Origin of the sequence: Streptomyces sp. NPDC091209 (assembly GCF_044757755.1) — a bacterium.
Lineage (GTDB): Bacteria > Actinomycetota > Actinomycetes > Streptomycetales > Streptomycetaceae > Streptomyces.
The window spans coordinates 519,903-546,367 of sequence record NZ_JBIVVR010000007.1 but is presented as its reverse complement, the minus strand read 5'-3'; the positions used below and the strand labels follow the sequence as shown (position 1 = coordinate 546,367).

Annotated in this window: 18 protein-coding genes and 1 pseudogene; 10 read left to right on the top strand and 9 right to left on the bottom strand. The window is 70.7% G+C overall.

Features of this window, described 5'->3' with window-relative positions; genetic code table 11:
* The first annotated feature begins 396 nt into the window (after positions 1-396).
* The gene (locus ACIQRL_RS23340) at positions 397-846 is read left to right on the top strand and encodes a PTS glucose transporter subunit IIA (RefSeq protein WP_401334419.1); all 450 of its coding nucleotides are present in this window, start codon (positions 397-399) and stop codon (positions 844-846) included.
* A gap of 77 nt (positions 847-923) precedes the next feature.
* The gene (ptsP, locus tag ACIQRL_RS23335; RefSeq protein WP_401334416.1) at positions 924-2,594 is read left to right on the top strand and encodes a phosphoenolpyruvate--protein phosphotransferase; all 1,671 of its coding nucleotides are present in this window, start codon (positions 924-926) and stop codon (positions 2,592-2,594) included.
* A gap of 81 nt (positions 2,595-2,675) precedes the next feature.
* Here ptsP and ACIQRL_RS23330 read toward each other — a convergent pair whose 3' ends face one another.
* Positions 2,676-3,569, bottom strand: a complete 894-nt coding sequence (locus tag ACIQRL_RS23330; protein WP_401334415.1) for a hypothetical protein — start codon at positions 3,567-3,569, stop codon at positions 2,676-2,678.
* Positions 3,570-3,813: 244 nt separating this feature from the next.
* On the opposite strand from ACIQRL_RS23330, the gene ACIQRL_RS23325 reads away from it, so the two are divergent.
* Positions 3,814-3,954 (top strand): hypothetical protein, encoded by a 141-nt coding sequence (locus ACIQRL_RS23325; RefSeq protein WP_401334412.1) that lies wholly within the window; start codon positions 3,814-3,816, stop codon positions 3,952-3,954.
* Positions 3,955-3,998: 44 nt separating this feature from the next.
* On the opposite strand, the gene ACIQRL_RS23320 is transcribed toward ACIQRL_RS23325, so the two are convergent.
* Positions 3,999-5,966 carry an acetoacetate--CoA ligase gene (locus ACIQRL_RS23320; protein ID WP_401334409.1) on the bottom strand — a complete coding sequence of 656 codons (1,968 nt, stop codon included), beginning with the start codon at positions 5,964-5,966 and terminating at the stop codon, positions 3,999-4,001.
* Between the two features lie 213 nt (positions 5,967-6,179).
* Between ACIQRL_RS23320 and ACIQRL_RS23315 the strand changes: the two genes are divergently transcribed.
* The gene (locus tag ACIQRL_RS23315) at positions 6,180-8,549 is read left to right on the top strand and encodes a TIM-barrel domain-containing protein (protein ID WP_401334503.1); all 2,370 of its coding nucleotides are present in this window, start codon (positions 6,180-6,182) and stop codon (positions 8,547-8,549) included.
* Positions 8,550-8,552: 3 nt separating this feature from the next.
* On the opposite strand, the gene ACIQRL_RS23310 is transcribed toward ACIQRL_RS23315, so the two are convergent.
* A complete protein-coding gene (locus tag ACIQRL_RS23310) occupies positions 8,553-9,089 on the bottom strand; it encodes an NUDIX domain-containing protein (RefSeq protein WP_401334407.1) in 537 nt (178 codons plus the stop codon).
* Between the two features lie 254 nt (positions 9,090-9,343).
* Here ACIQRL_RS23310 and ACIQRL_RS23305 point away from each other — a divergent pair, with 254 nt between their 5' ends.
* The 5 genes from ACIQRL_RS23305 (at position 9,344) to glpK (ending at position 15,685) form a co-directional block, all read left to right on the top strand.
* Positions 9,344-9,769 (top strand): Zn-ribbon domain-containing OB-fold protein, encoded by a 426-nt coding sequence (locus ACIQRL_RS23305; RefSeq protein ID WP_401334500.1) that lies wholly within the window; start codon positions 9,344-9,346, stop codon positions 9,767-9,769.
* 30 nt (positions 9,770-9,799) lie between these two features.
* Positions 9,800-10,990, top strand: a complete 1,191-nt coding sequence (locus tag ACIQRL_RS23300) for a lipid-transfer protein (RefSeq protein WP_401334405.1) — start codon at positions 9,800-9,802, stop codon at positions 10,988-10,990.
* Positions 10,991-11,300: 310 nt separating this feature from the next.
* Entirely contained in the window at positions 11,301-12,944 is a 1,644-nt protein-coding gene (locus tag ACIQRL_RS23295; RefSeq protein ID WP_401334402.1) for an EAL domain-containing protein, read from the top strand.
* Between the two features lie 405 nt (positions 12,945-13,349).
* Positions 13,350-14,090, top strand: coding sequence for an MIP/aquaporin family protein (locus ACIQRL_RS23290; RefSeq protein ID WP_401334399.1), 741 nt, complete (start codon positions 13,350-13,352; stop codon positions 14,088-14,090).
* A gap of 74 nt (positions 14,091-14,164) precedes the next feature.
* The gene (glpK, locus tag ACIQRL_RS23285; protein WP_401334397.1) at positions 14,165-15,685 is read left to right on the top strand and encodes a glycerol kinase GlpK; all 1,521 of its coding nucleotides are present in this window, start codon (positions 14,165-14,167) and stop codon (positions 15,683-15,685) included.
* A 194-nt stretch (positions 15,686-15,879) separates the two neighbouring features.
* Here glpK and ACIQRL_RS23280 read toward each other — a convergent pair whose 3' ends face one another.
* Genes ACIQRL_RS23280 through ACIQRL_RS23260 form a run of 5 tightly spaced genes read right to left on the bottom strand, consistent with a single transcriptional unit; the run spans position 15,880 to position 23,937 of the window.
* On the bottom strand, positions 15,880-16,485 hold the full coding sequence (locus ACIQRL_RS23280) for an ATP/GTP-binding protein (protein ID WP_261709360.1): 606 nt from the start codon (positions 16,483-16,485) through the stop codon (positions 15,880-15,882).
* Entirely contained in the window at positions 16,466-20,107 is a 3,642-nt protein-coding gene (locus tag ACIQRL_RS23275; RefSeq protein ID WP_401334395.1) for a hydantoinase B/oxoprolinase family protein, read from the bottom strand. The genes ACIQRL_RS23280 and ACIQRL_RS23275 overlap by 20 nt, the downstream gene beginning before the upstream one ends.
* 24 nt (positions 20,108-20,131) lie before the next feature.
* Positions 20,132-20,527, bottom strand: a complete 396-nt coding sequence (locus ACIQRL_RS23270; RefSeq protein ID WP_401334392.1) for a DUF742 domain-containing protein — start codon at positions 20,525-20,527, stop codon at positions 20,132-20,134.
* Between the two features lie 9 nt (positions 20,528-20,536).
* On the bottom strand, positions 20,537-20,977 hold the full coding sequence (locus tag ACIQRL_RS23265; protein ID WP_401334390.1) for a roadblock/LC7 domain-containing protein: 441 nt from the start codon (positions 20,975-20,977) through the stop codon (positions 20,537-20,539).
* Positions 20,974-23,937 (bottom strand): nitrate- and nitrite sensing domain-containing protein, encoded by a 2,964-nt coding sequence (locus ACIQRL_RS23260; protein ID WP_401334387.1) that lies wholly within the window; start codon positions 23,935-23,937, stop codon positions 20,974-20,976. The genes ACIQRL_RS23265 and ACIQRL_RS23260 overlap by 4 nt, the downstream gene beginning before the upstream one ends.
* Positions 23,938-24,357: 420 nt before the next feature.
* On the opposite strand from ACIQRL_RS23260, the gene ACIQRL_RS23255 reads away from it, so the two are divergent.
* A complete protein-coding gene (locus tag ACIQRL_RS23255; RefSeq protein WP_401334497.1) occupies positions 24,358-24,996 on the top strand; it encodes a hypothetical protein in 639 nt (212 codons plus the stop codon).
* 236 nt (positions 24,997-25,232) lie between these two features.
* Here ACIQRL_RS23255 and ACIQRL_RS23250 read toward each other — a convergent pair.
* Positions 25,233-26,430, bottom strand: a pseudogene (locus ACIQRL_RS23250) (NAD(P)/FAD-dependent oxidoreductase).
* Positions 26,431-26,465: the final 35 nt, after the last annotated feature.

Sequence of the window (26,465 nt, the reverse complement as noted above, 5' to 3'; positions counted from 1 at the left end):
CCGACTCTATCAGACCGTTTCCGTATCCGATTTCCTCGGCGCTTTCCAGGTTCCCGCTTCCGCGTTTCCCTTTCCGGCGAGTCCGACTCTATCAGTGCTTTTCCGTCTCCCTGACCACCGTCCCACAGGCATGCGGAACAGGACCCCGAGATAGGATCTGACAAGTTGGGTGCTGCCGGGCAACGACGCTTGGTCACGCCGCTCAGCCTCAAGCAGGAGTACGACTGTACATGGGGTGCGGGAGCAGGCGCAAATCGTTTGCCCTGTGCTCTACGGCGCCAACCGGGATCTCTCGCGCGGAACCGGCACTTCATATGACATACCCTGCTCAACAGTGCGCTGTCCGGGACAGGCAGTGACGGCCCGTATAGATCTCCACCCCCTCGGAGGCTTTCCATGACCACCGTGACGTCCCCTCTTGCAGGACGCGCCATCGGACTCGCCGCGGTACCGGACCCCGTGTTCTCCGGAGCGATGGTCGGCCCCGGCACGGCGATCGACCCCGTGCGTGAGCCCTCGGAGGCTGTCTCCCCCGTGGACGGCGTGATCGTCTCCCTTCATCCGCACGCGTTCGTCGTCGTCGACAGCGAGGGCCACGGTGTGCTGACGCACCTGGGCATCGACACCGTGCAGCTCAATGGCGAGGGCTTCGAGCTCCTCGTCAACAAGGGGGACACCGTGACCCGCGGCCAGGGCGTCGTGCGATGGAACCCCGCCACCGTCGAGGAGGCCGGCAAGTCCCCGGTGTGCCCGGTCGTGGCCCTCGAGGCCACGGCGGACTCCCTCTCCGCCGTCCGTGAGGACGGCGATGTGAAGGCCGGCGACGAGCTCTTCGGCTGGCAGTGACTTCAACGCTGTCCTTGACGACGCGTTCGACAACCATCACGGCGGCGAAACCGGCCGCACTATCGGAGACGGGTGAGATGGAGACAACGCTGCGAGGCGTCGGCGTGAGCCACGGTGTGGCGATCGGCGAAGTTCGGCACATGGGTACGGCGGTCCTTGAGCCGCCTGCCAAGCAGATCCCGGCGGAGGACGCGGCGCGCGAACAGGGTCGCGCCCGCAAGGCCGTGGAGGCTGTGGCGGCCGACCTGATTGCGCGCGGCAATCTGGCGGGGGGCGAGGCCCAGGCGGTTCTCGAAGCCCAGGCCATGATGGCCCAGGACCCCGAGCTGATGGCCGATGTGGACCGGCGGATCGCCGTCGGCAGCACCGCCGAACGCGCGGTCTACGACGCGCTGGCCGCTTACCGGGCGCTGCTGGCCGGCGCCGGTGAGTACCTCGCCGGACGCGTGGCGGACCTCGACGACGTGCGGAACCGTATCGTCGCCCGGCTGCTCGGCGTGCCCATGCCGGGTGTCCCGGACAGCGACGAGCCCTACGTCCTCATCGCGCGTGACCTCGCGCCCGCCGACACGGCCCTGCTGGACCCGACCCTGGTCCTCGGCTTCGTCACGGAGGAGGGCGGTCCGACCAGCCACAGCGCGATCCTGGCGCGTGCGCTCGGTGTACCGGCCGTCGTGGCGCTCCCCGGCGCCGGTGAGCTCGCCGAGGGCACCGTGATCGCCGTCGACGGCAGCACCGGTGAGGTCTTCGTGGAGCCGAGCGCCGAGAAGAAGGCACAGCTCGAGTCCGCGGCGGCCCAGCGCAAGGCGGCACTGTCCGCCTCGACGGGTCCGGGTGCCACCTCCGACGGACACAAGGTGCCGTTGCTGGCCAACGTCGGCGGTCCGGCGGACGTGCCGGCGGCCGTGGAGGCCGGTGCCGAGGGCGTCGGTCTGTTCCGCACCGAGTTCCTCTTCCTCGACGACAGCAAGCAGGCGCCGTCCGAGGAGAAGCAGGTCGAGGCGTATCGCCAGGTGCTCGAGGCCTTCCCCGAGGGCCGTGTCGTGGTGCGCGTGCTCGACGCGGGCGCGGACAAGCCGCTGGACTTCCTGACTCCGGCCGACGAGCCCAATCCGGCGCTCGGCGTGCGGGGTCTGCGTTCGCTGCTCGATCATCCCGATGTGCTGCGTACGCAGCTCACCGCCCTCGCGAAGGCTTCGGACGGGCTGCCGGTCTACCTCGAGGTCATGGCGCCGATGGTCGCGGACCGTACGGACGCCAAGGCGTTCGCGGACGCGTGCCGCGCGGCCGGATTGCGGGCGAAGTTCGGCGCGATGGTGGAGATCCCGTCGGCCGCGCTGCGGGCGCGGTCGATTCTGCAGGAGGTCGAGTTCCTCTCCCTGGGGACCAACGACCTAGCGCAGTACACGTTCGCCGCGGATCGACAGGTGGGCGCGGTGTCCCGGCTTCAGGACCCGTGGCAGCCCGCGCTGCTCGACCTGGTCGCGCTGTCCGCCGAGGCGGCGAAGGCCGAGGGCAAGAGCTGTGGTGTCTGCGGTGAGGCCGCGTCGGACCCGCTGCTCGCCTGTGTGCTGACCGGTCTGGGTGTCACCTCCCTCTCGATGGGTGCCGCGTCGATCCCCTATGTGCGGGCCACGCTGGCGAAGTACACGCTGGCCCAGTGCGAGCGCGCGGCCTCGGCCGCACGTGCCTCGGACACCGCGGAAGAGGCGCGCACCGCGGCGCAGGCGGTGCTGTCCGGCGAGTAGACGGGCCCGCCGTCCACTGAGCGACGGTGATTGGCGGTCGGGAGGGGCGCTCCATCTGCGGATGGAGCGCCCCTTTCGCATTCAGTGCGTGTGAGCCGTCCCCTTTCCCTCGTCTCCGAGGTCTGGGGGCACGCAATAGTCGACGCCCGATTCAGGGGAGACCAGGTCGCCGGATTCGATGTCGGTGCAATAGGCGTCGAACACCTCCCCGGCGGTGAGGGGCTCCAGACCGTCGCCGCGCAGACGCCATCCGTAGACACGGTCGGTGGTGTCGGGCGCGGTGGTGCGCATGACGAGTCCGCCCGCGCTCCGGGTGGCGATACCGAGCGCGAGGACGGTGGTGAATTCGAGGGCTTCGGATTCGTCGAGGCGTGTGGTGCCTTCGGTTCGGCCCTCCGCCCGGAGCACGGCGACGAGCGTGTCGGGTGTTGACGAGACGCTGCACACCAGGTGGAGGTCTCCGGGGCCCGCGGTGTCGACGACGCGGGTGAGGAGGTGGGCGGCGCGGATGAAGGAGGTGCGGCCGATGTCCTCGCCGCAGGTCGCACAGGCGCCGATACGGGCCAGGAGTGTGGTCGCGTACTCCCAGGTGGCGCGGCGGACCGCTTCGTCGACGAGGTCCGGGACCAACTGGTCGAGGGGCTGCCCGTCGTAGGGAAGGGTGGGACCGGTCGCTGCCAGTTGCGCGGTGAAGCGGATGCGGCTGGCGGGGGTGTCGGGTTCCAGGCCGCTTTCGGCGCAGAACTCCGCGTACTCCTCGGGATCGAAGAGTGCCACCGTGGTGTGGCCGCCCTGGGCGGCGAGGGTCTTGAGCAGAGCTTCGACCTGCTGGAGGTAGGTCGTGTGGTCGTCGAAGGCGAAGGTGCGGTAGCGCCGCATCGCCCGGAAGTCCTGTTCGTCGGTCAGCAGGCCGATGGTGCCGGCGATTTCGCGGCGCAGGACGCGTCGCATGGTGTGGTGTTGGGTGTGCGCCATTTTTCCCCCTGTACACAGTCGATCAATGCTCACTCACAGTAACCGGCGGCACTGACAACGCGGGGCGGGAGAGTCGGTCACGCAGGATGCGACGCAGAAACATGCAGGTCATGGCTATGTCGGCGCCGAAGAGGGGCCAGCCGAGGGACCTGCGGCGACGGCCGCGGTGACGGCGAGTGGTCCGGTGCCGCGTTGTACCTGCGGCGGAAGCTTCTCGGCAGAGTGGCGGGATGCGCTCGTCGACGTGCTGCACCAGGAGTCCGGGGTGCTGGTCGTCGAGAACGATCACGCCTCGTCGGTCGCTGACGCGCCACTGAGCACCCTGGCCTCGGGCGGTCTGAACCGCTCGGTCCATCGCCCTGGGCCGGAACGCGCCGCGCCGTGAGCTCGCCGGCCGTGACACGGCGGCTCACGGCGTGAGGGGGCTGATCAACCGCGCTCGCGGGCCAGCTCCTCGTAGAAGCGCAGGAGTTCGACGTTGTCCACGGAGCCGATGTTGACGGCCTTCTCCATGGGGGCGCCCTGGAGAAGGCGTTTGACGGGCACTTCGATGCGCTTGCCGGTCAGGGTGTGGGGCACTCCGGGTACTTCGATGACCTCGTCGGGAACGTGGCGCGGGGAGAGCTGTTCACGAATGGTCCCCTTGATGCGTTTCAGAAGAGCCTCGTCCAGGACGGCTCCGGGAGCCAGGTGCACGAACAGCGGCATCCAGTAACCGCCGTCTGGCTGCTCCACGCCGATGACGAGGGACTCCTTGATCTCGGGAAGTCGCTCGACCGCTTCGTAGATGTCGGCCGAACCCATGCGCACGCCCTGCCGGTTGAGCGTCGAATCGGAGCGGCCGTGGATGACGACCGAGCCGCGCGAGGTGACGGTGATCCAGTCGCCGTGGCGCCACACTCCGGGATACGTGTCGAAGTAACTGTCGTGGTAGCGGCTGCCGTCCGGGTCGTTCCAGAAGCGGATCGGCATCGACGGCATCGGGTTGGTGACGACCAGTTCGCCCACCTCGTCGGTGAGGGGCTTTCCGCTGGGGTCCCAGGACTGGAGGTCGGTGCCGAGGCCCGCGGCCTGGAGTTCTCCGATGTACACCGGGAGCGTCGGCACCGCTCCGGCGAAGCAGGAGCACACGTCGGTGCCGCCGCTGACGGAGGCGATCCACAGGTCGTCGCGGACCTCGTCGTGCAGCCAGCGGAATCCGTCGGGCGGGAGCGGCGAGCCGGTGGTGGCGACGCAGCGCACACGGGAGAGGTCGAAGTCGCGCGAGGGGTGGACGCCCGCCTTGCGGCACGCCATGACGTACGCGGCGGACGTCCCGTAGAGGGTCGCCCCGGTCCGTTCGGCGATGCGCCACTGGGCGCCCGTGTCCGGGTACCCGGGGCTGCCGTCGTAGAGCACGATCGTGGTGCCCGTGAGCAGCCCGGAGACGAGGAAGTTCCACATCATCCAGCCGGTGGACGTGTACCAGAAGAAGCGGTCCTCGGGACCCAGGTCGCAGTGCAGGCCGAGCTGCTTGAGGTGCTCGACGAGGATGCCGCCCTGGGACTGGACGATGGCCTTGGGGAGGCCGGTCGTGCCGGAGGAGTAGAGCACCCACAGGGGGTGGTCGAAGGGAACCTGCTCGAAGACGGGCTCCACGTCCGCGGAGGTCAGGGCCGACCATTCCAGGGAGCCTTCGGGTGCCTCGGTGCCCAGCAGCGGGATGTGCACGACGGCGCGCAGGGTGGGCAGTTCACGACGCAGTTCGGCGAACGTGTCACGGCGGTCGTGCTCCTTGCCGCCGTAGCGGTAGCCGTCGACGGCGAACAGGACCACGGGTTCGACCTGCTGGAAGCGGTCGAGGACGCTGCGGGCGCCGAAGTCGGGGGCGCAGGACGTCCAGACACCGCCCACGGCCGCTGTGGCGAGCAGCGCGACCACGGCCTGGGGGATGTTCGGGAGATAGCCGCTGACGCGGTCCCCGGGACGTACGCCGAGCGCGCGCAGTCCGGCGGCCAGGGAGCCGACCTGGCGGCGCAGGTCGGACCAGGTCACAGGGACGGCCTCGTGGGTCTCGTCGACATACAGGAGGGCCGGTTCGTCCGCGCGGGTCTCCGCGGCGCGCAGGGCGTGCTCCGCGTAGTTGAGGGACCCTCCGGGGAACCATGCCGCGCCGGGCATGGAGCGGTCGCCGAGCACGCGCGCGTAGGGAGTCGAAAAGCGTACGTCGAACCACTCGGTGACGGCTTTCCAGAACGTGTCCAGTTCATCGACCGACCAGCGGTGCAGGGCCGCGTAGCCGCCGTCGGACGGGGCTCCGTGCCGTTCTGCCGCCCAGGCCTGGAACTTCGTGACCTGCGCCCGGGCGATGACCTCGTCGGCGGGCTGCCAGAGCGGTGAGGGGTTCGTGGTGGACATGGGGCGGCTCCCGGACTGTGCGCGTCGTGTGCGTCGGTCGCGCACGAGCGGGGGTGTGCGCGTCACGCGGCTGACACGGACGATGCCATGTGATCGACTTCTGCACCAGGGCACGCCACACATAGTCCGCGACATGAAGATGTGGCGTCACTACAGGTGAACGGCAGTTGAACGACTCACTCATCGGGCGCCGATAGTGGCAGGGTGAGCAGCATGGACGGTCGTGACCTGGTGCGTTCGGTGAAAGCGGTCGGCTCGGGGGGTGCCACTCAGGGGTTGCTCACAGTGCGGGCCGCGTGGCGTAGGAGGCGTGCCGACGCCACCGGGTTGCCGCAGCGGGGCGCAGAGCGGGCGCGGGTGCCCGGGCCGGTGCTCGGTGTGGAGCCGGGCCCCGGTGGCGGCGTCGTCCGCTTCACGCGCTCGGAACTGCGGATCACGGTCGCGGTGGGCGGAGCGGTGTTCTGGGGCTGGGACGCGGTCGCGCCGGAGCCGTCGTACGCCCTCGCGGGCCGCTGCCCGGAGCCGGACCCGCGAGCCCTCCTGGAGCCGGACAAGGACGGTGGCTGGCGCGTCGTGGCCGAGCGGGTCACGGTCGTGGTCTCACGGCACGGCGCGGTCCAGGTGCTTACCCCCGGTGGGGTGATCCTGCGTCGCGATCTGCCGCCCCGCTGGTGGGAGCCCGTCGACGGCGGCGCGGCCCGCTGGATGCAGCGCTCCGAAGTTGCGGCCGACGCCCGCTTCTTCGGTCTGGGCGGGCGCGCGGCGGGGGCCCGGCTGCGGGATGGGACGTACCGGCTGTGGAACACCGACCCCGGACAGGCCTTCGGGCCGGGCGACGATCCGCTGTATCTCACGATGCCTGTGCAGGTGGTGGTGGCCGACGCGGCCACGCATCTCGTGTTCCACGACACGTCGTGGGACGGCACCGTGACCTTGCGCGAGGGCAAGGAGGGCGCCGGCTCCGGGCACGACCGGGCCGGATCGTGCGAGCTGCGCATGGACGGCGGCCCGCTGCGCTGCTGGGTGATGGTGGGAACTCCCGCGCGCGTGCTGCACTCCTGGGCGTCGCTGACCGGCGCCGCAGCGCTGCCGCCGGCCTGGGCACTGGGGCACCAGCACGCGCGGTGGGGCTTCGGCAGCGAGCAGGAGGTGCGCAGGATCGTCGCGGGCTATCAGGAGCGCGGCCTGCCGCTCGACGCCGTACACCTGGACATCGACCACTACGACGACCACCAGGTGTTCACGGTCGATCGCGACACGTTCCCTAAGCTTCCCGTGCTCGCGGAGGAGCTGCGGCGCGGCGGAATCCGTCTGGTGTCCGTCATCGATCCGGCGGTCAAGGCCGAGCCGGGCAACGCCGTCTACGACAGCGGTCTCGCCGAGGACGCCTTTGTGCGGGACGCCTCGGGACAGCTCGTACGGGGGGTCGTGTGGCCCGGAGAGTCCGTGTATCCGGACTTCACGGACGCGCGGGCGCGTGCGTGGTGGGGCACGCTCTACGAGGAACGGCTCGCGCAGGGCTTCGCGGGGTTCTGGCACGACATGAACGAGCCGACGTCGTTCACGGCCTTCGGGGAGCCGACACTGCCGCGTTCGGCCCGGCATTCCCTGGAGGGCCGTGGCGGTGACCACCGCGAGGCGCACAACGTGTACGCGCTGGGCATGGCCCGGGCCGCCTATGAGGGGTTGCGTGAACTCGCGCCCCAGGAGCGGCCGTTCCTCTTCTCACGTTCCGGGTGGGCGGGACTGCAGCGCTACGGAGGGACCTGGTCCGGAGACGTGGCCACGGGCTGGCCCGGCTTGCGGGCGTCGTTGTCCCTGGTGATAGGACTCGGGCTGTCCGGGGTGCCGTACTCGGGACCCGATGTGGGCGGCTTCGACGGCAGCCCGTCGCCCGAGCTCTATCTGCGGTGGTTCCAGCTCGGGGCGTACCTCCCGCTGTTCCGTACGCACGCGAGCCTGCGTGCCGGGCGCAGGGAACCCTGGGAGTTCGGTGGCGAGGTGCTGGAGCACGCGCGCGTGGCGCTCGTCGAACGGCGGCGGCTGCTCCCGTACTTCATGACGCTGGCGCACATCGCGCGCCGTACGGGTGCCCCGTACGTCCGGCCGCTGTGGTGGGGCAATCCGGAGGACCGGGCGCTGCGCGACTGCGAGGACGCCTTCCTGCTGGGCGACAGCCTCCTCGTCGCTCCGGTAATGGACCACGGGGCGGTCCGGCGGGCGGTGCAACTGCCCCGGGGGCGTTGGTACGACACGGCCACCGGGGAGGCGTACGAAGGTCCGGCGCAGGTGCTGGTCGACGCCCCCTTGTCACGGATCCCGGTGCTCGCGCGCGCCGGTACCGTCCTGCCCGTACGTGGTGCCGACGGGGGTCTGGAGCTGGAGGCGTGGGCGCCCGCGCGCGGGCGCAGCGGAGGCGGGCTCGTCGTGCCGGACGCGGGTGACGGGTGGGAGGAGCCGGAGGCCGAGCGTTACGTGACCCGCTGGGAGGGGGACGAGGTGGTGGTGCGACGGGCCGGCGGAGCGGGGGGTCTCAGCGAGCCGTCGTATCCCGTACGGGTGCGAGGAGCGGGGACACCCTGACCCTCAGATGTACCGTCCTTCGAACCAGGCACGGACCGCCAGGGTGTGGAGCGGGAAGGCGAGTTCGGCCGCTCGGCGCAGCAGATGCCAGCCTTCCGTCTCGTCGGTGGCCGCCGACCGGGGCAGTTCGGCGGCGGGGCGCTCCGGGAGGAGCCCGAAGAGCAGCAGATGGCCCGCGGGCGAGCTCATCGCGTCGGCGAGCCGCACTTCCCTGCTCGCCACCTCGATGCCCGTCTCCTCCTTGAGCTCGCGCACGACGGCGTGCCGCCAGTCCTCCCGGTGGTCGATGAATCCCCCGGGCAGAGCCACTCCCCCGCGCGCGGGGGCGATGGTCCGGGTGATGACGACCAGGGCCGCGCCCCTGTCGTCGTAGACGGGTTGCAGGGCAACCGCTACCGGGAGGGGATTGCGGTAGGCCACCGTGCCGCAGGCGGCGCAGGTGCGGGGCCAGCCGGAGACGCCCTCTCCGTAGGGGGCGCCACAGCTCGAGCAGTGCGAATCGGGCGCGAAGTCGGCGGGTGGGTGCGGGGTTTCGGACACGCCGCGGACTGTAGCCGATCACCGAAAGGACGTCTTCGGGTCGGACCGGATGAGTTGGCCGGGACAGGGCGGCCGGGCCGGGTGGCCGGGACCACCCCCGTGTGCCCCGGCCATCCCTGCAAGGACTCCGACGCCCGAGAGGCACCCGTCGGTTCGCCCGCACGCCCTGCCCAATTCTCGCGGCCCGTGGCACACTTCTGACGCCCAGTCAGATTCAGTCGCATGGAGGGACCGTGTCGCGTACCCGCACACCTGTGGTGGCCGGGTGGTTCACCGGGGAAGGGGCGGCATTCCGCCTGCTCGGCACACGTTGCTCGGCGTGCGGCTCGGTGTTCTTCCCCCGCGAGGACGCCTTCTGCCGCAATCCGGGGTGTACGGGCGAGGAGCTGACCGAGGTGCCACTGTCCTCGCGCGGCCGCGTCTGGTCGTACACCGACAGCCGGTACCGACCACCGTCACCCTATGTGACCGATCCGGAACTCTCCTGGAACCCCTACGCGTTGATCGCTGTGGAGCTGGAATCCGAGCGCCTCGTGGTCCTCGGCCAGGCGGCTCCCGGGATCACCGTCGCCGACCTGACGGTGGGCATGGAGGTCGAGGCCGTCCCCGGTGTGCTGCACGAGGACACGGAGACGATCTGGACGACGTGGCACTGGCGGCCGACAGGACTGACGTCATGAAGGACACACGGGAGACGGGGAGGTGACGGCGTGACCGATGACGTGGCGGTGCTCGGGGTGGGGATGCACCCATGGGGCAAGTGGGGGCGGGGTTTCGCCGAGTACGGGGTGGCGGCGGCGCGCGCGGCACTGGCCGACGCGGGGATCGACTGGCGGGACGTCGACTCCATCGTGGGCGCGGACACCGTGCGAGGAGGCTATCCGGGGTATGTGGCGGGGGCGACCTTCGCGAAGGCGCTGGGGTGGCAGGGGGCCCGCGTCGCGAGCGTGTACGCGGCGTGCGCCTCCGGGGCTCAGGCGCTCGGCACGGCACGTGCGCAGATCCTCTCCGGTCTCGCGGAGGTCGTCCTCGTGGTGGGCGCGGACGCGGCACCCAAGGGGTTCTTCCGCCCGGCCGGCGGGGACCGCCCGGACGATCCCGACTGGCTGCGCTTCCGCGTCCTCGGGGCGACGAATCCGACGTACTTCGGGCTGTACGCGCGGCGCCGGATGGCTCTGTACGGCGACACTCCGGAGGACTTCGCCCAGGTCAAGGTGAAGAACGCGGCCCTGGGCGCGCTCAACCCCAACGCGCGCTACCGGAAGAGAGTCACAGCCGAGGAGGTCGCCGCGTCGGCCGTGGTCGCCGATCCGCTGCGGCTGCTCGACATCTGCGCGACCTCCGACGGCGGCGCGGCCGTGGTGCTGGCCGGCATGGAGTTCGCGCGTCGGCACGGGGCTTCCGAGCCGGTGCGGATCCGCGCGGTGTCGACCGTGACGCCGCGCTATCCCAACACCGTGCTGGATCTGCCGGACATCGCCACGGACTCCGCGGTCGCGGTGGAGCCGGCGGCCGGGACGTTCCGGGCGTCCATCGCCCGGGCCGCCTACGAGGAGGCGGGGATCGGTCCAGACGATCTCTCGTTCGCCGAGGTGTACGACCTGTCCACCGCCCTGGAGCTCCAGTGGTACGAGGACCTCGGGCTCTGCGGGGAGGGCGAGGCCGTCAAGCTGCTGAGGGAGGGCGCCACGGCGCTGGGCGGACGCATACCGGTCAACGTCAGCGGCGGCCTCGCCTCCTTCGGAGAGGCCGTTCCCGCGCAGGCCATCGCCCAGGTGTGCGAGCTGACGTGGCAGTTGCGGGACGGCGCGGGTGACCGGCAGGTCGCCGGAGCGAATGTCGGGATCACGGCGAACCAGGGGCTGTTCGGACACGGCTCCTCGGTCGTGGCGGTGCGGTAGCGCGGCGGTGGTCCGCGCCGGACCCGGGGCTTCGCGGCACCGGCCGCCGCGCGCAGTCCGGGTGCGATGGCGCCGCGGTGGCCGGCGCCGGACCTGAGGGGTCGGAGGGCCGGCCCGTGCTTCCTCAGCCCGGAGGCTGGCCCCGTGCGCCCCTCCCGACCCGGGCGTCACGGCCGTCGAACGGGCCCCAGTGGAGAGGTGTGTTCGGCATGTCCCGGCTCCCGTACACACACGGTGATGACCTCGGAATCCTGCGTGAACACCTCATGAATCGCCCACCGGCGTACGCCGGTAGCGGCAGTATGCTGTTGTGCCCTCCTGGACGGATATTGTCCGCTTCGCCTTCCAGCCGGTCGTCAATCTGACGACCGGAGGGGTCGCGGCGCTGGAGATACTCGCCCGTCCGGAGTCCGGCGACATCCTGGCGCAGGCCCGCCGGGACCCCGAACTGGACGGCAGGCTGGCCGCGTTGGCCATCCGGGCCGCCGCACGCAGGGAGACGCTGCTGCCGCTGCACGTCAACGTGTTCGCCGGCACCCTGGCCGACCTCGGCAGGCTCTCGGCACTGCGGAACGAGGTGCGGGAAGCCGGACGGCTGCCCTGGGAGATCACCGTCGACATCGGCCCGCCGTACACACACGTGCCGCAGCACGCCCTGCTGGAGGCTGTGGCCGCGGTGCGCGGCGAGGGCTTCCGGATCTGCGCGGACGGCATCGGCGACGGCGACGTACCCTTGCGCCTGCTCACGGATCTGGCACCCGAGCTGATGAAGCTCGACGTGTCCCTGCTGTCCCGTCCCGCCGCGGTCCGCGCGATGCGGACGCTGTGCGAACAGATCGGCGCGCTGCTGTCCGTCGAAGGCGTCGAGACGGAGCTGCAGTGCGCCGCCGCGGTGTCGGCGGGCGCGCAACTCGCCCAGGGCGAACTGTTCGCACCGCCCGCCCGGCTGCCCTCGGCGGACGTATACGTTCCGGCGCTGTCACCCGGCGTCCACAGCGCACCCCGGTCCGGGCCGTCCGTGCGGCAGTTCGTACGCCCGGCCGCGCTGTTGCCGGCCACAGCGTCGGCCGGACAGGTCAGGGCGCTGCTCACCGGGTCGCCCGACGTCTCCGGGGTGCTGCTCGTGGATCCGTCCGGGATGCCGGTCCGCTCGGTGCACCGGTCGCGGTTCCTTTTGTCGATGTCCGGGCGCTACGGGCATGCGCTGTACGCCGATCGGCCCGCGTCCAAGCTCGGTGATCCACCGCGCACGGTCGGCGTCGACGCCACGGCCTGGGAAGTGCTGAACGTCGTCGCGGACGGGGACCGGGACCGCACCTCCGACGATGTCGCGGTCGTCGACCGGTACGGGCGGTGCGTGGGCGTCGTACGCCTCGCCGACCTCGTACGGGCGCTGTCCGAGAGCCGGGTCGAGGAGGCGGCGGGGCTCAACCCGCTGACCCGGCTGCCCGGTTCGGACGCGATCACCGGGGAGGTGGACCGGAGGATCGCGGACGGCCGCGTGTTCGCGCTGAGCTGGCTGGACATCGACCACTTCAAGCAGGTCAACGACGGAGCGGGATTCGCGGCCGGCGACGAGTTGATCCGGGGGGTGGGACGGACGTTGCAGCTCTCGGCGTCCGAGGCGACGCTCGTCGGGCACATCGGCGGCGACGACTTCCTGGTCCTCGCCGACCCGGACAGCCTCGACCCGCTGGCCGCCTCGGTACTCGACACCCCCTGGGCTGCGGGCGGCCGCGCCGTAACGCTGTCGCTGGCCACGGTGCTGTGCGCCCCCGGCACCGTGATCGACCACCGGCAGGCGGCCGCCTCGCTGGCGCCCCTCAAGCAGGCCGCCAAGGCTCTGGACGGGGCGAGTTGGGTGCTGGGGCGCGCGGGTCTGCCCGGTCATGAGGTCCGCCGTGGCACGAGTACCGCGCCGATGCAGCCGTACGGGCAGACGCTGACGGGCTGACGCCTGGCTGACGGACCGGGGGCTGGCCGGCTGGCCGGCTGGCCGGCTGGCCGGCTGGCCGGCTGGCCGAGAATGGTTCACCGCACGACGCCGGCGGCCTTCGGTCCGCGTCCTCTTTGCGCCCTCCAACCGTTGCGGTCCGCAACCTTGACGCCCCCTGGGCGTCGGAGAACACTGCCGGGTGTCAGTCGGCATCGCCGCATTCGGGCGTCTTCAGGCACCGCACCGCTCGGGTTCCGACCTGCTCCCAGGGCCGTCCCCACGGCGATTCCGCTGCGACGGCACGCTCGTCACGGACGCCGGGCGGGGCGCGGGATCTCCCTGCCTCGGCTGAAGTAGCCATGGGAACGCACCCTGCACGGTGGCCCGGAGTGGATCGCCCCGGGCGTGAGCCTAGGAGCCGCCATGAGCAACGGAGACATCTTTGTCGGCGAGTTGATCGGCACCGCGATTCTCATTCTGTTCGGCGCGGGTGTGTGCGCCGCTGTCACCCTGAACAGATCCAAGGCCCAAGGAGCGGGCTGGGTCGTCATCGCCTTCGGGTGGGGCTTCGGCGTCCTCGCCGGCGCCTACACCGCCGCACCGCTGTCGGGAGGGCAGATCAACCCGGCGGTCACCATCGGATTCGCGATCGAGGGCTCCACGAAGTGGTCGGACGTGCCCTTCTACCTCCTCGGGCAGTTCGCCGGAGCCGTCATCGGGGCGGCCCTGTGCTGGCTGCTCTACCTCGGCCAGTTCAACCTCAACGCCGAGGAGGACAAGGCCATCGAGACGCTGGGGATCTTCTCGACGCGCCCCGAGATCGACAACCCGGTGCAGAACCTGATCACCGAGATCATCGCCACGGCCGCCCTCATGCTGCCCATCCTCGCGCTGGTCGGCGGCGGCAAGCACGTCGCGGGTATCGGGAACGCGGGCCTTCCGGTGCTGCTCATCTCCTTCCTCGTCGTCGGCATCGGCCTCTCACTGGGAGGCCCCACCGGGTACGCCATCAACCCGGCCCGCGACCTGGGACCGCGCCTCGCCCACGCGCTGCTGCCGATTCCCAACAAGGGCACATCGGAGTGGGGTTACTCCTGGATTCCGGTGGTCGGCCCGATCGCGGGCGCCGCCCTGGGCGCCGCGATCTACAACGTGGCCTTCTGACAACACGACCGCCTCCCCGAAGAGCGGCCTGCTGACGAGAACGCAGCCTCCTGACGAACACGTAAGGGGACGACATGACGGACAACGCCGAGAAATACGTCGCCGCAATCGACCAGGGCACCACTTCGAGCCGCTGCATCATCTTCGACCGGAACGGCGCGATCGTCGCCGTCGACCAGCGCGAACACCGCCAGATCTTCCCCAAACCGGGCTGGGTGGAGCACGACGCCACCGAGATCTGGTCCAAGGTGCAGGCCGTGGTCGCCGGAGCGATCGCCAAGGCCGGGCTGCGCGCCGACCAGCTGAGCGCGCTCGGCATCACCAACCAGCGCGAGACGACGGTTCTGTGGGACCGCGCCACCGGCAAGCCCGTCCACAACGCGATCGTCTGGCAGGACACCCGCACGTCGGCGCTCTGCAACGAACTGGGCGGCTCGGACGGCCAGGACCGCTTCCGCGAGCAGACCGGGCTCCCCCTGGCGAGCTACTTCTCCGGGCCCAAGGCGGCCTGGCTGCTCGACAACGTCCCGGGCCTGCGCACGCGCGCCGAACGCGGTGAGATCGCCTTCGGGACCATCGACTCCTGGCTCATCTGGAACCTGACCGGCGGAACGGACGGCGGGCGGCACGTCACCGACGTGACCAACGCCGGACGCACCATGCTGATGAACCTGGAAACCCTCCAGTGGGACCCGTCCATCCTTTCCGCGATGAACATCCCCGAAGCGGTGCTCCCCGAGATCAGGTCGTCCGCCGAGGTGTACGGCACCGCCGTGGGGCAACTCGGCGGCGTCCCGGTCGCGTCGGCGCTCGGCGACCAGCAGGCGGCGGTCTTCGGACAGGCCTGCTACGACGTCGGCACGGCGAAGAACACCTACGGCACCGGCAGCTTCCTGCTGCTGAACACCGGTACCAGGCCCGTTCCCTCGAAGAACGGACTGCTGACGACCATGGGATACAAGATCGGCACCGAGGCGCCGGTCTACTGCCTCGAGGGTTCGATCGCGATCACGGGCGCGCTGGTGCAATGGTTCCGGGACCAGTTGGGCATCATCCGTTCCGCCGACGAGATCGAGACGCTGGCGGCGAGCGTCGAGGACAACGGCGGCGCGTACATCGTGCCCGCCTTCTCGGGCCTGTTCGCCCCCTACTGGCGTTCGGACGCGCGCGGCGTCATCACCGGACTCACGCGGTACGTCACGAAGGCGCACCTCGCGCGCGCGGTCCTGGAGGCCACGAGCTGGCAGACGCGTGAGGTCGTCGACGCCATGTACCAGGACTCAGGCGTGCAGATCACCACCCTGAAGGTGGACGGTGGCATGACCAAGAACCATCTGCTGATGCAGCACCAGGCGGATGTACTCGGCGTGCCGGTGATCCGGCCGAAGGTGTCCGAGACGACCTGTCTGGGCGCCGCGTACGCGGCCGGGCTCGCGACCGGAGTGTGGAACGACCTCGACGAGCTGAAGACGCACTGGCAGAAGGACGTCGCATGGACGCCGTCCATGGAGTCCTCGGTGCGCGACAGCGAGTACCACAACTGGCGCAAGGCGGTGGAGAAGAGCTTCGGCTGGCACGACGACACCATCGAATGACCCCTGAGCCCGCGCCGGCGGAGTCGGACGCGGGCGCGGGCGCGGGCGGAGCATTCGGCGCAAAAAAAGAGGTGTCCACGCGCGCGTACACCTCACGTGAGCCACGCGCGCGTGCAAGACCGCGGCCCGTACCCCGGTCGGTGGGGGTACGGGCCGCACCCGCGCGGGATGACGGTCGCGGAGCCGGGCGCGCGTCAGGTCGTGACGGTCTCGCGGCGGGCGGCGGCGTACGCCATCGCGTGCTGGACTACGCGGATGAGGACTTCCTTGACGGACTCCCGGTCCCGCGCGTCGCAGAGGACGACGGGCACACCCGGGTCGAGGTCGAGGGCCTGGCGGACGTCCTCCGCGGGGTAACGGGCGGCTTCCTCGAAGCAGTTGACTCCGACCACGAAGGGTATGGAGCGCCGTTCGAAGTAGTCGACCGCGGCGAAGCAGTCCTCCAGGCGACGGGTGTCGGCCAGCACGACGGCGCCCAGGGCGCCCGTGGCGAGCTCGTCCCAGAGGAACCAGAAACGGTCCTGGCCGGGGGTCCCGAAGAGGTAGAGCACCAAGTCCTCGCGCAGCGTGATCCGGCCGAAGTCCATGGCGACGGTGGTGGTGTGCTTGCCCTCCACACCGCTGGTGTCGTCGATGGGCCGGCCCGCCTCGGTGAGGAGTTCCTCGGTGCGCAGCGGCTTGATCTCGCTGACCGCGCCGACGAGAGTCGTCTTGCCCACGCCGAAGCCGCCGGCCACCAGGATCTTGAGCGTGACGGGCTCGACCGGAGGCTTGCCGCGCTCAGAACGCCCGAAGATCATCGATCTCTTCTCCTGCTTGATGGGGGTCGCGCGGCGGTGGGCCGTAGCCCCCGCCGCCGGGGGTTTCGATGACGAGTACGTCGCCGGGGCCGACGTCCGCCGCGTCGCTTCCGTCGAGTTCCGTGACCGTGCCGTCGGCGCGCTCGACCCGGTTGACGCCGAGAGCACCGGGCTCGCCGCCCGCCATACCGTACGGCGGCACCCTGCGGTGTTGGGAGAGCGTCGAGACGGTCATCGGTTCCAGGAACCGGATGCGGCGTACGGCGCCGTCGCCGCCCCGCCAATGTCCGCGGCCGCCACTGCCGCGCCGGACGGCGAACTCGTCGAGCTGGACGGGCAGTCGCCACTCCAGTACCTCGGGGTCGGTGAGCCGCGAGTTGGTCATATGGGTCTGTACGACGGAGGCGCCGGGGAAGCCGTCGCCGGCGCCCGATCCGGAGGCCACGGTCTCGTAGTACTGGTAACGCTCGTTGCCGAAGGTGATGTTGTTCATGGTGCCTGAGCCCTCGGCCTGCACGCCCAGGGCCCCGTAGAGAGCGCCGGTGATCGCCTGGGATGTCTCCACGTTGCCCGCGACGACGGCGGCGGGGGGCTCGGGGGCCAGCATCGACCCCGGCGGCACCACGATCCGCAGGGGGCGAAGACAGCCGTCGTTGAGCGGGATGTCGTCGTCCACCAGGGTGCGGAAGACGTACAGGACCGCGGCGTTGACCACGGCGAAGGGTGCGTTGAAGTTGGTGGCGAGCTGCGCGGACGTGCCTGTGAAGTCGACCGTGGCGGAGCGTGTTTCGCGGTCCACCGAGACACGCACACGGATGACCGCCCCTGAGTCGGTCTCGTAGGCGAACTGGCCGTCTTCGAGGGTTTCGATGACACGGCGCACCGCGTCCTCAGCGTTGTCCTGGACGTGCCGCATGTACGCCTGGACGACGTCGAGCCCGAAGTCCTCGATCATCCGGCCGACTTCGTCGACGCCCTTGCGGTTGGCGGCGATCTGGGCGCGTAGGTCGGCGAGGTTGGTCTTCGGGTTGCGCGAGGGGTGGGGCGGCTCGGTGAGCAGGGCCAGTGTCTCCGCCTCGCGGAAGCGGCCGTTCTCGGCGAGCAGCCAGTTGTCGAAGAGGACGCCCTCCTCGTCGATGGTGCGGCTGTTCGCCGGCATGGAGCCGGGGGCGATGCCGCCGATCTCGGCGTGGTGTCCGCGCGAGGCGACGTAGAACAGGATCCGCTCACCCTCCGTGTCGAAGACCGGGGTGATCACGGTGACGTCGGGGAGGTGGGTGCCTCCGTGGTACGGATCGTTGACGGCGTAGGTGTCACCGGGCCGCATGGTGTCGCCGCGCCGCCGGACGACCTCCTGCACGCTCGTCCCCATCGAGCCCAGGTGGACCGGGATGTGTGGGGCGTTGGCCACCAGGCTGCCGTCGGGGTCGAACAGGGCGCAGGAGAAGTCCAGGCGCTCCTTGATGTTGACCGACTGGGCGGTCGATTCCAGGCGGGCGCCCATCTGTTCCGCGATGGACATGAAGAGATTGTTGAAGACCTCGAGCAGAACGGGGTCCGCCTCCGTGTCGAGATCGGAACTCTCCGTAATCGCCGCGCGTTCCATGACCAGATGCCCGTCGTCGGTCGTCGCGGCCCGCCAGCCGTCGTCGACGACGGTCGTCGCGCCCGCTTCGGCGATGATCGCGGGTCCGTTCACGGTCTCGCCGGGCGGGAGTTCCTCGCGGCGGTGCAGGGGCACAGCGCGCCAGGTGCCGCCCGTGTGGAGGCGGACGGTCTCCGCGGTGGCGGAGCGGGACGCGGATGCGGCCTCGTAGGGGGCGAGGGCGGAGAGATCGGGGGGTTCGGTGAGACCGGTGGCTTCCACGGAGAGGGCTTCGACGACGACCGGACGGTCGAGGGTGAAGGAGTAGGTGGCGCGATGACGTTCTTCGAAGGCGTGGGTCATGGTGTCGGGCTCGGTGAGCTCGATGGTCAGTGCTGTGTCCGTGCCGTCATAGCGAAGTTGGGCACGGCGGGTGATCCGGATGCGGTCCTCGGGGACGTCCTCGGCGAGGAGTTCGGCACGGGTGGCGCTCTCCAGGTCGTCGGCCGTCTTGAGAATGGCGGGCATCGAGGACGCGTCGAGGGGCGCCTCGACGGACTGTTCGCGCATGGCCGTCGTATCGGCGAGTCCGATGCCGAGGGCGGACAGGACACCCGCCATGGGCGGCACCAGGACGGTGCGGATGCCGAGCGAGTCGGCGACCATGCACGCGTGCTGGCCGCCGGCGCCGCCGAAGGTGGTCAGCGCGTAGCGGGTGACGTCGTGGCCCTTCTGTACGGAGATCCGCTTGACGGCGTTGGAGATGTTGGCCACGGCGACCTGCAGGTAGCCCTCGGCGACCTGCTCCGGGGTGCGGTCGTCGCCGGTCCTTTCGCGGATCTCGTGCGCGAGGGCGGTGAACCGGTCACGGACCAGGGCACTGTCGAGGGGTTGGTCGCCGCCGGGGCCGAACACCTTCGGGAAGTGGGTGGGCTGGATGCGGCCGAGTGCGACGTTGGCGTCGGTGACCGTCAGCGGGCCGCCGTTCCGGTAGCAGGCGGGTCCGGGGTCGGCGCCGGCCGAGCCGGGACCCACACGGTAGCGGGAGCCGTCGAAGTGGAGCACCGATCCGCCGCCCGCGGCGACGGTGTGGATGTCCAGCATGGGGGCACGCAGCCGGACTCCGGCGATCCCGGTGGTGAACGTCCGCTCGTACGCTCCGGCGAAGTGGGAGACGTCCGTGGACGTGCCCCCCATGTCGAAGCCGATGACGCGGTCGAAGCCGGCGAGCTGCGACATCCGGGCCATGCCGACGATGCCGCCCGCGGGTCCGGACAGGATGGCGTCCTTGCCGCGGAACTGACCCGCCTCGGCGAGGCCTCCGTTGGACTGCATGAACATGAGCCGTACGCCCCGGAGTTCGGCGGCGACCTGCTGGACGTAACGGCGCAGCACGGGCGACAGGTAGGCGTCGACGACGGCCGTGTCACCGCGTGGCACCAGCTTCATCAGCGGGCTGACCTCGCTGGACAGGGAGATCTGCGGGAAGCCCACGCGGGCCGCCAGCTCGCCCACGGCTTGCTCGTGTGCGGGGTGGAGGTGGCTGTGCATGCAGACCACGGCGACCGCGCGGATCCCGTCGTCGTACGCCTCCTCGAGGAGGGGGGCGAGGGCGTCGAGGTCGGGGGCCCGCAGGACGGTGCCGTCGGCGGCGATCCGCTCGTCGACCTCGATCACCCGCTCGTGGAGCAGCTCGGGGAGTTCGATCGCACGGGCGAAGATACGGGGACGGTTCTGGTAGGCGATGCGCAGGGCGTCGCGAAAGCCCCGGGTGGTGACGAGGAGCGTGCGTTCGCCCTTGCGTTCCAGGAGGGCGTTGGTCGCGACGGTCGTGCCCATGCGGACGGCGTCGACCGGTGCGCCCGCGGGGGCCCCTTCGCTGTCGAGGAGTTCACGGACGCCCGCGACGGCCGCGTCGGCGTAGCGGGCCGGATGGTCGGACAGCAGTTTGTGCGTGACCAGCCGGCCGTCGGGGCGACGCGCGACGATGTCCGTGAAGGTACCGCCCCGGTCGACCCAGAACTGCCAGCCTGTCACGTCTGTTCCCCGTTTCCGCGCAGCTCAGAGCGCCCGAAGGCCGCTGATCACGTCGCGCAGAATACTCTCGTCCGGCAGCTCGGCAGGGGGTACGGGACGTGTCACATGGACCATTTCGTCATCCACCAGGTCACCGATGAGGACCCGGACCACTCCGATGGGCAGATCGAGTTCGGCTGCGAGTTCGGCGACCGACTGGGGGACGTCACGGCAGAGTTCGACGATGTCCACGTGTTCCGGGGACAGCGAGTGGTCCGCCTCTGGGTCCTCGGCGTGCTGTTCCGTGACCACCAGCGCGATCAGATCGAGGCGGTGCTGGGCCGCGCTGGTGGTGCGGCCGCGTGTCATGGCGTATGGACGGACCACCGGTCCGGCCTCGTCGTCGAACCAGTGGCGTCTTCCCTGACCGTCTCCGCTCATGTCATCCCACTACCCGCCCGAAGGCAGATCGGTGCGCGGACTGGCGGCCAGATGGACGCCGACTCGCTTGACGAGAAGCGTCATTTCGTACGCGACCTGGCCCACGTCCGAGTCGGCGTCCGAGAGGACGGCGAGGCAGCTGCCGTCGCCGGCGGCCGTGACGAAGAGGAATGCCTCGTCGAGCTCGACGACGGTCTGCCGGACGCTGCCCGCCTCGAAGTGCCGGCCGACGCCCTTGGCAAGGCTGTGGAAGCCGGAGGCGACGGCGGCCAGGTGCTCGCTGTCCTCCCGAGTGAGGTCTTTCGAGGCCCCGGTGGGAAGTCCGTCGCCGGAGAGCACGATCGCCTTGTGGATGCTGGCGACGCGGTCCACCAGTTCGTCGAGAAGCCAGTTCAGCTCGCCGGACACATTGCTGGTCGCGGTGGGCCCTGCGGCCTTCGGTGCGGTCATCGACCGTCCCCCTTTGTGGTTCGTCGTGCTGAGCCGTCCTGGGCCTGGTCGCCCACGGCGTTCTCTTCGCGGCCTCGCTGCCAGCCCCGCTGGAGCGAGGCCATCCGGCTGCGTACTTCGTCGGCGTCCCGGTCGGCCGGGTCCGCCCCCGTGCCGTCGCGGCCGTTGCCGCGCTCGGCGAGTCGCGCCGGTCCGTCCTTCAACTGCGGGGCCAGGTTGGCCTGCCGGACGCGCCGGGGCAGCGGGGCCGTACCCGATTCTGCCTGCCCCGCCGCGGTGTCGCGGCGCGGGGTGGTGTCGTCCGGACTCTCGGCCGATGCGGTGGTGCGGGTGCGTCGGGGCAGAGACGGGGCATCCGGGTGCCCGGGGGCCTCACGGAGGCCGGGTGTTCTGCGGGGTTCGGGTGCCTCGTGGAGGCCGGGTCTCTCGGGTGTGCCGAAAGCCCCTCGCGGCCCGGGGACACCGGGGCGCTCACCGCCGTGCCGGGCCGAGGCGACGGATCGCTCGCCCCTCCGCCTGGGCAGTGGCTTCGCGCCTTCGCCTTCCGTCCCCCGGCGTTCCGCGTTGTCCCCGGGCTCCCGGTCCGACGGGGTGCCCAGGTTCTGCGCCGATGCGAGGTCCTCGGCCATGTCGTCGTCCGCCCGGTCTCGCCATGACCTGGTCTGGTTGACGGGACGGCCGTGGGAGCTGACGAGCTTGGGCGCCCGGCGTCGCGGCAGCGGGACGGGCGCGGTGCCCGGACGGTCGTCGTCGCCCGAGCGGGCGGGGTCGTCGCCGTTGTCACCGGCCTGCCGGTGCCGGCCTGCGGGGAGCCCGGCGATGGAGCGCCGCGGACGGAACAGTCCTCCGCGTTCGCTGTCGTCGTCGCCGAGAGCGCCGGGGAATCCGGTGAGCGTGTCCAGGTCGACGGGCGAGTCCAGCTCGACGGGGCCGTCCAGGACCGAGGCGGGCAGTCCCGGCAGACGCGCCGGTGACTGGGTGAGTACCGCGTTGCGGCGCTCCTCGCTCTCACCCTCCATTGTGGGCAGAGCGCGGTCGAGGCGGAATCCGATGCCGTTGGTGTCCGGTACGTCGTCGGTGAGCAGGGCGTCCGGCATGAAGACGACCGCGGTGGTGCCGCCGTACGGAGACGGCTGGAGCGAGACACGGACGTTCTGCCGCTGCGCGAGCCGGCTGACCACGAAGAGACCGAGCCGGTCGGTGTCGGAGAGTTCGAACTCGGGGGTCTCGGCGAGCCGAAGGTTGGCGTCGAGCAGCGCCTCGGCGACCATGCCGAGGCCACGGTCGTGGATCTCCAGGGTGAAGCCGTTGGCGACGCGCTCACCGACGACATGAACGGCCGTGTGCGGGGGCGAGAACACCGTGGCGTTCTCCAGGAGCTCGGCCACGAGATGGGTCAGGTCGGCGACGGCGGGACCCGTGACCGCGACGCGCGGCAACCGCCGTACCTCGACACGTTCGTAGTCCTCCACCTCGGCGACGGCGGCGCGGACGATGTCCATGAGCTGGACCGGCTTGCGCCACTGCCGGGAGGGCGCCGCGCCGGACAGGATGACCAGGCCCTCGGCATGGCGGCGCATGCGGGTCGTCAGGTGGTCGAGACGGAACAGGTCGGCCAGCTCGTCGGTGTCCTCGGTCCTGCGTTCCATCGTGTCGAGGAGGGTGAGCTGCTTGTGGAGCAGGACCTGGCTGCGGCGCGCAAGATTGACGAAGACCTCGGAGACGCCCTCGCGCAGTTCGGACTGCTTGACGGCCGCCTCGACGGCCGCCCGCTGAAGGGTGTTGAGGGCTTGGCCGACCTCGCCTATCTCGTTCCTGTCGTACTCCAGGCGCGGCACTTCGGTCTCGACGTCGACCTGTTCACCGGCGGAGAGGCGGCGCATGACGCTGGGCAGCCGTACGCCGGATGCCTCGTGGGCCTCCAGTCGCAGCCGGCGCAGGTCGCGGATGAGGCTCCGGCCGATGCGCACGGACATGACGAGCGAGATCAGCAGGGCGATCAGACCGACCACGCCCGCGACGACAGCCTGGAGGATGACGCCCATGGCCACGGGCCTGACGCGGTCCCGGTAGTGGTCGCCGGCCCGGTCCTCGAGTCCGCCGAGTTCGGCGAGCACATGCCCGGCCGCGCCGTCCCAGCTCTTGGCGGTGACGCCGCTGGGCGAGCCCGCCGCGGAATCGGCGACGGCCTGCTCCGCCACGCGCAGTGGCCCGGTGCCGGCGTTCCTCCAATAGCGCTCGAAGCGGTCGCGTTCCGAGGAGGGCAGCAACGGCAGGCTGATGTCATAGAGGAGGTTGCGCTGGGCCACGAGGTCGGAGATGTCGCGGAGTTCGTCCCGGGTGATGTGACCGGCGACCAGCGCGGAGCCGAGAAGGGCGTCCTCACGGGAGAGCAGTTCGCGGGCGCGGGACACGTTGACGAGGGCGCGGCCCTCCTTGTCGAGTTCCACGTCGTCGACCACGTGCAGGTTGGCCAACAGGACGAAGCAAGGATCGATCAGGCGGTTGTAGAGCCCGAGGGCCTGGACACGGTTGACCGTGCCGTCCTCGATACCGCTGCGCAGCGAGGAGATCCCGTCGACGGCGTCGAGGAGAGAGGTGAGGCGATCCGCGGTACCCCCGCTCAGCTCCTTGCGCACGCCCTTGTCCCGGGCGTTCCCCCGGACCTTGGCCACGACGCGGTCCGTGGCGGCGCGGCTGCGCTTGAGCGCCGCGAGCCCGTCGGACGCGCGAGGATCGGCCAAGTAGACGAGTGTCTGGCGGCGTTCCTGCTGGAGGACCCTGACGGTGTCCTCGGTCGGGTAGCCGATCTTCTCCACGACCTTGGACACGCTGAAGAGCTGGCTGGCCTCACGCCCCGTGAGCACGGTCGCGAAAGCCCAGATCGCGGTCAAGGACACCAGGGGCACGAGGAGCAGCGCCACAATCTTCCGGCGGATGGACTTCCCGCGAAAGCGCATGGCCTCCCCCAGCTCAACCCCCAGCCGGGGGTACACATGTGCGTCAACAAACGGCGTGAGCCTACTACTGACCCGGAGGTAACTCGAAGACCCGTCCGGACGGGTTCCCGGCTCGACAGGGAACGAGACATGGGGAGTTGTCCGTTCATTGGGGGAGATTGCCTCCCTGAATCCGGCACTTGGGGCCGGATCACATCGGAGCGGGGAACTTCGTCAGTTGGCCGAAATTCTTCGCTCGGCGGGAATCTTCAGGGCAGGTCGTTCGTCTTTCTGTACGGGAATTGAGGGCGGAATCGGCCACAGGCGCCGCATGCCGCGCTCAGGCGGCGTAAATGAGCGCAAGCCGGGCAGCCACTGGGGGGCGGGGGTCGCGAGACACCCGTGCGAGAGGACTGCTGGGCGGTGGGGAGTGACAAGGTGATGGGCACGGCGGAGCGGAACGGGGCACCCGCTACTGGGGTTGCGGCACGCGAGGCGGCACAACTGGCCACCCGGGAACCGGATCACGGCATTCCGGCAGCTGGGCACGGTCGGCCGGACGGGTGGCGGAGCACGAAGGGCGGACCCGGCACAGCGGACCTCCAGGACACCGCCGCCGACAGGGGCGGCCGAGTTGAGGGGAAGGGCGCTGCCACGGACGGACATGAGGACCACGAAGAGCGGGCGTACTACCGGCCGTTGTGGATCGAGGAGCCCGCGCGCAGGCGCAGGCTGCCCGACCCGGTGCGTACGTCGGCCGTCCGCGCGGTGCTCATCATCGCGGTGACGCTGATACAGGCCGTGGTGGCCTTCCTGTGCACGGTGACGGAGTCCTGGCTGGCCTTCCCGATGGTCCTGAGCAGTGTGGCGAGTACGGTCGTCGCCACGTGGGCCGCCTTGGACGTCTGGGTGACACGACAGGTGTGGAACCAGCGGAACGGCGTGGTGTCGGTGCCGAGCAGCACCGCGCGTGCACTCCGCCGCGAACGCCGCAGGGCCAGGCGTCAGGCGCGGATCTCGGAACGGACCCAGGAGCGGATACGCAGGCGGGGCGGGGCCGGACAGTTGTCGCACTCGTAGCGGAGCGGCAGCCCTCTGAGCCTCGGATACGGGCGGAAGCAGGAGCGGAGGGTCGCGACGAGGCCGCGAGGGATGCACCGTTCACGCGATCGACCGACGCACGGCCTCCAGCGCAAGGGAAGACGCAGGGGCCCGCGACGGAAGGGAAACGGACGGACCACCGCCTACCCCCTCGCGCCCGTCTGCCCGTCTGCCCGTCTGCCCGTCATCGTCCGGCGGTCACCGGAGTCACGTCGTCACAGTGGCGCCGGCTCCACCGGGTCCTCGCTGCGCGCCAGTTCACGACGGACGCGCATGAAGGGACGGGGGCGGTCGACCGCGAGCACCCCTGTCGTGCGGCCGCCGCGCTCGTAGAGGGCGAGGAAGCCGCCCTCCGCCGGTCCGCCGTCGGTGAGGGCTCCCTCGACGATCCGGACCGTGTCCGATTCCTGGCGTCGGCCCGCGAACTGGATCCGAGCACCGTATCGGTCGGACCAGAAGTAGGGCAGGGACCGCAAGGTCGCCACGGTGCATCCGGCGAGCAAGTTGCACCGCTACCCGAGGTTGCTCGGTGGCGGACGTCCAGTGTTCGGCGCGGGTGCCGCCGACCCGGGCCACGTCACCGACGGCGACGACCTGCGCGAGTCCGGTCGCGCAGCCGTCGTCGCAGAGCACTCCGTCGTTCACGTCGAGGGTCGAGCCCGCCAGCCAACCGGTGTTCGGGGTGGCGCCGACGCCGATTATCACGACATCGGCGGGCAGGGATCGGCCGTCGGCCAGTTTCACTGCGCTGACCGCGCCGGATGACGCGCCGCGGCTCCCCCGGAACCCGGCGACCCCGGTTCCGGTGACGAGACGGGTGCCCGCGCGCCGGCGCAGTGCGGCACACACGGCTGCCATGTCCGGGCCGAGTTGGGGAAGGAGGGGCAGCGGGGCGGCTTCGACGACGGTGACGTCATGGCCCAGGGCGGCGCACGAGGACGCGGTCTCGGCGCCGATGAAGCCGCCGCCGATGACGACGACGCGGCGCTGTCCCGCGGCGAGTTCCGCGCGCAGGGCACGGGCGTCGTCGAGGGTGCGCAGGGTGTGGACGCCGAGGAGGCCGTCACCGCGAAGGCGGCGGGCGGAGGCACCCGTGGCGATGACGACCCCGTCCGACGAGACAACGTGGCCGTCGTCCAGGAGGACGGTGCGGCCACGGGCGTCGAGACCGCGGGCCCGTACGCCTCGGAGCCACTCGGCGTCGAGCCGGGCGCACTCCTCGGAGTCGGTCAGAGCGAGTTGGTCCTCGCCGGCGCGACCGGTGAGGAAGTCCTTGGAGAGGGGAGGCCGGTCATAGGGGCGATGGGATTCTTCTCCGACGATCGTCAGTCGTCCGTCGCAGCCCTGAGCACGCAGCTCGCGGGCGGCGTACAGACCGGAGAGGGAGGCACCGACGACTGTCACACTCCTCATCGGGTCCGCCCGACGGCACCGGGCCGCACGGCACT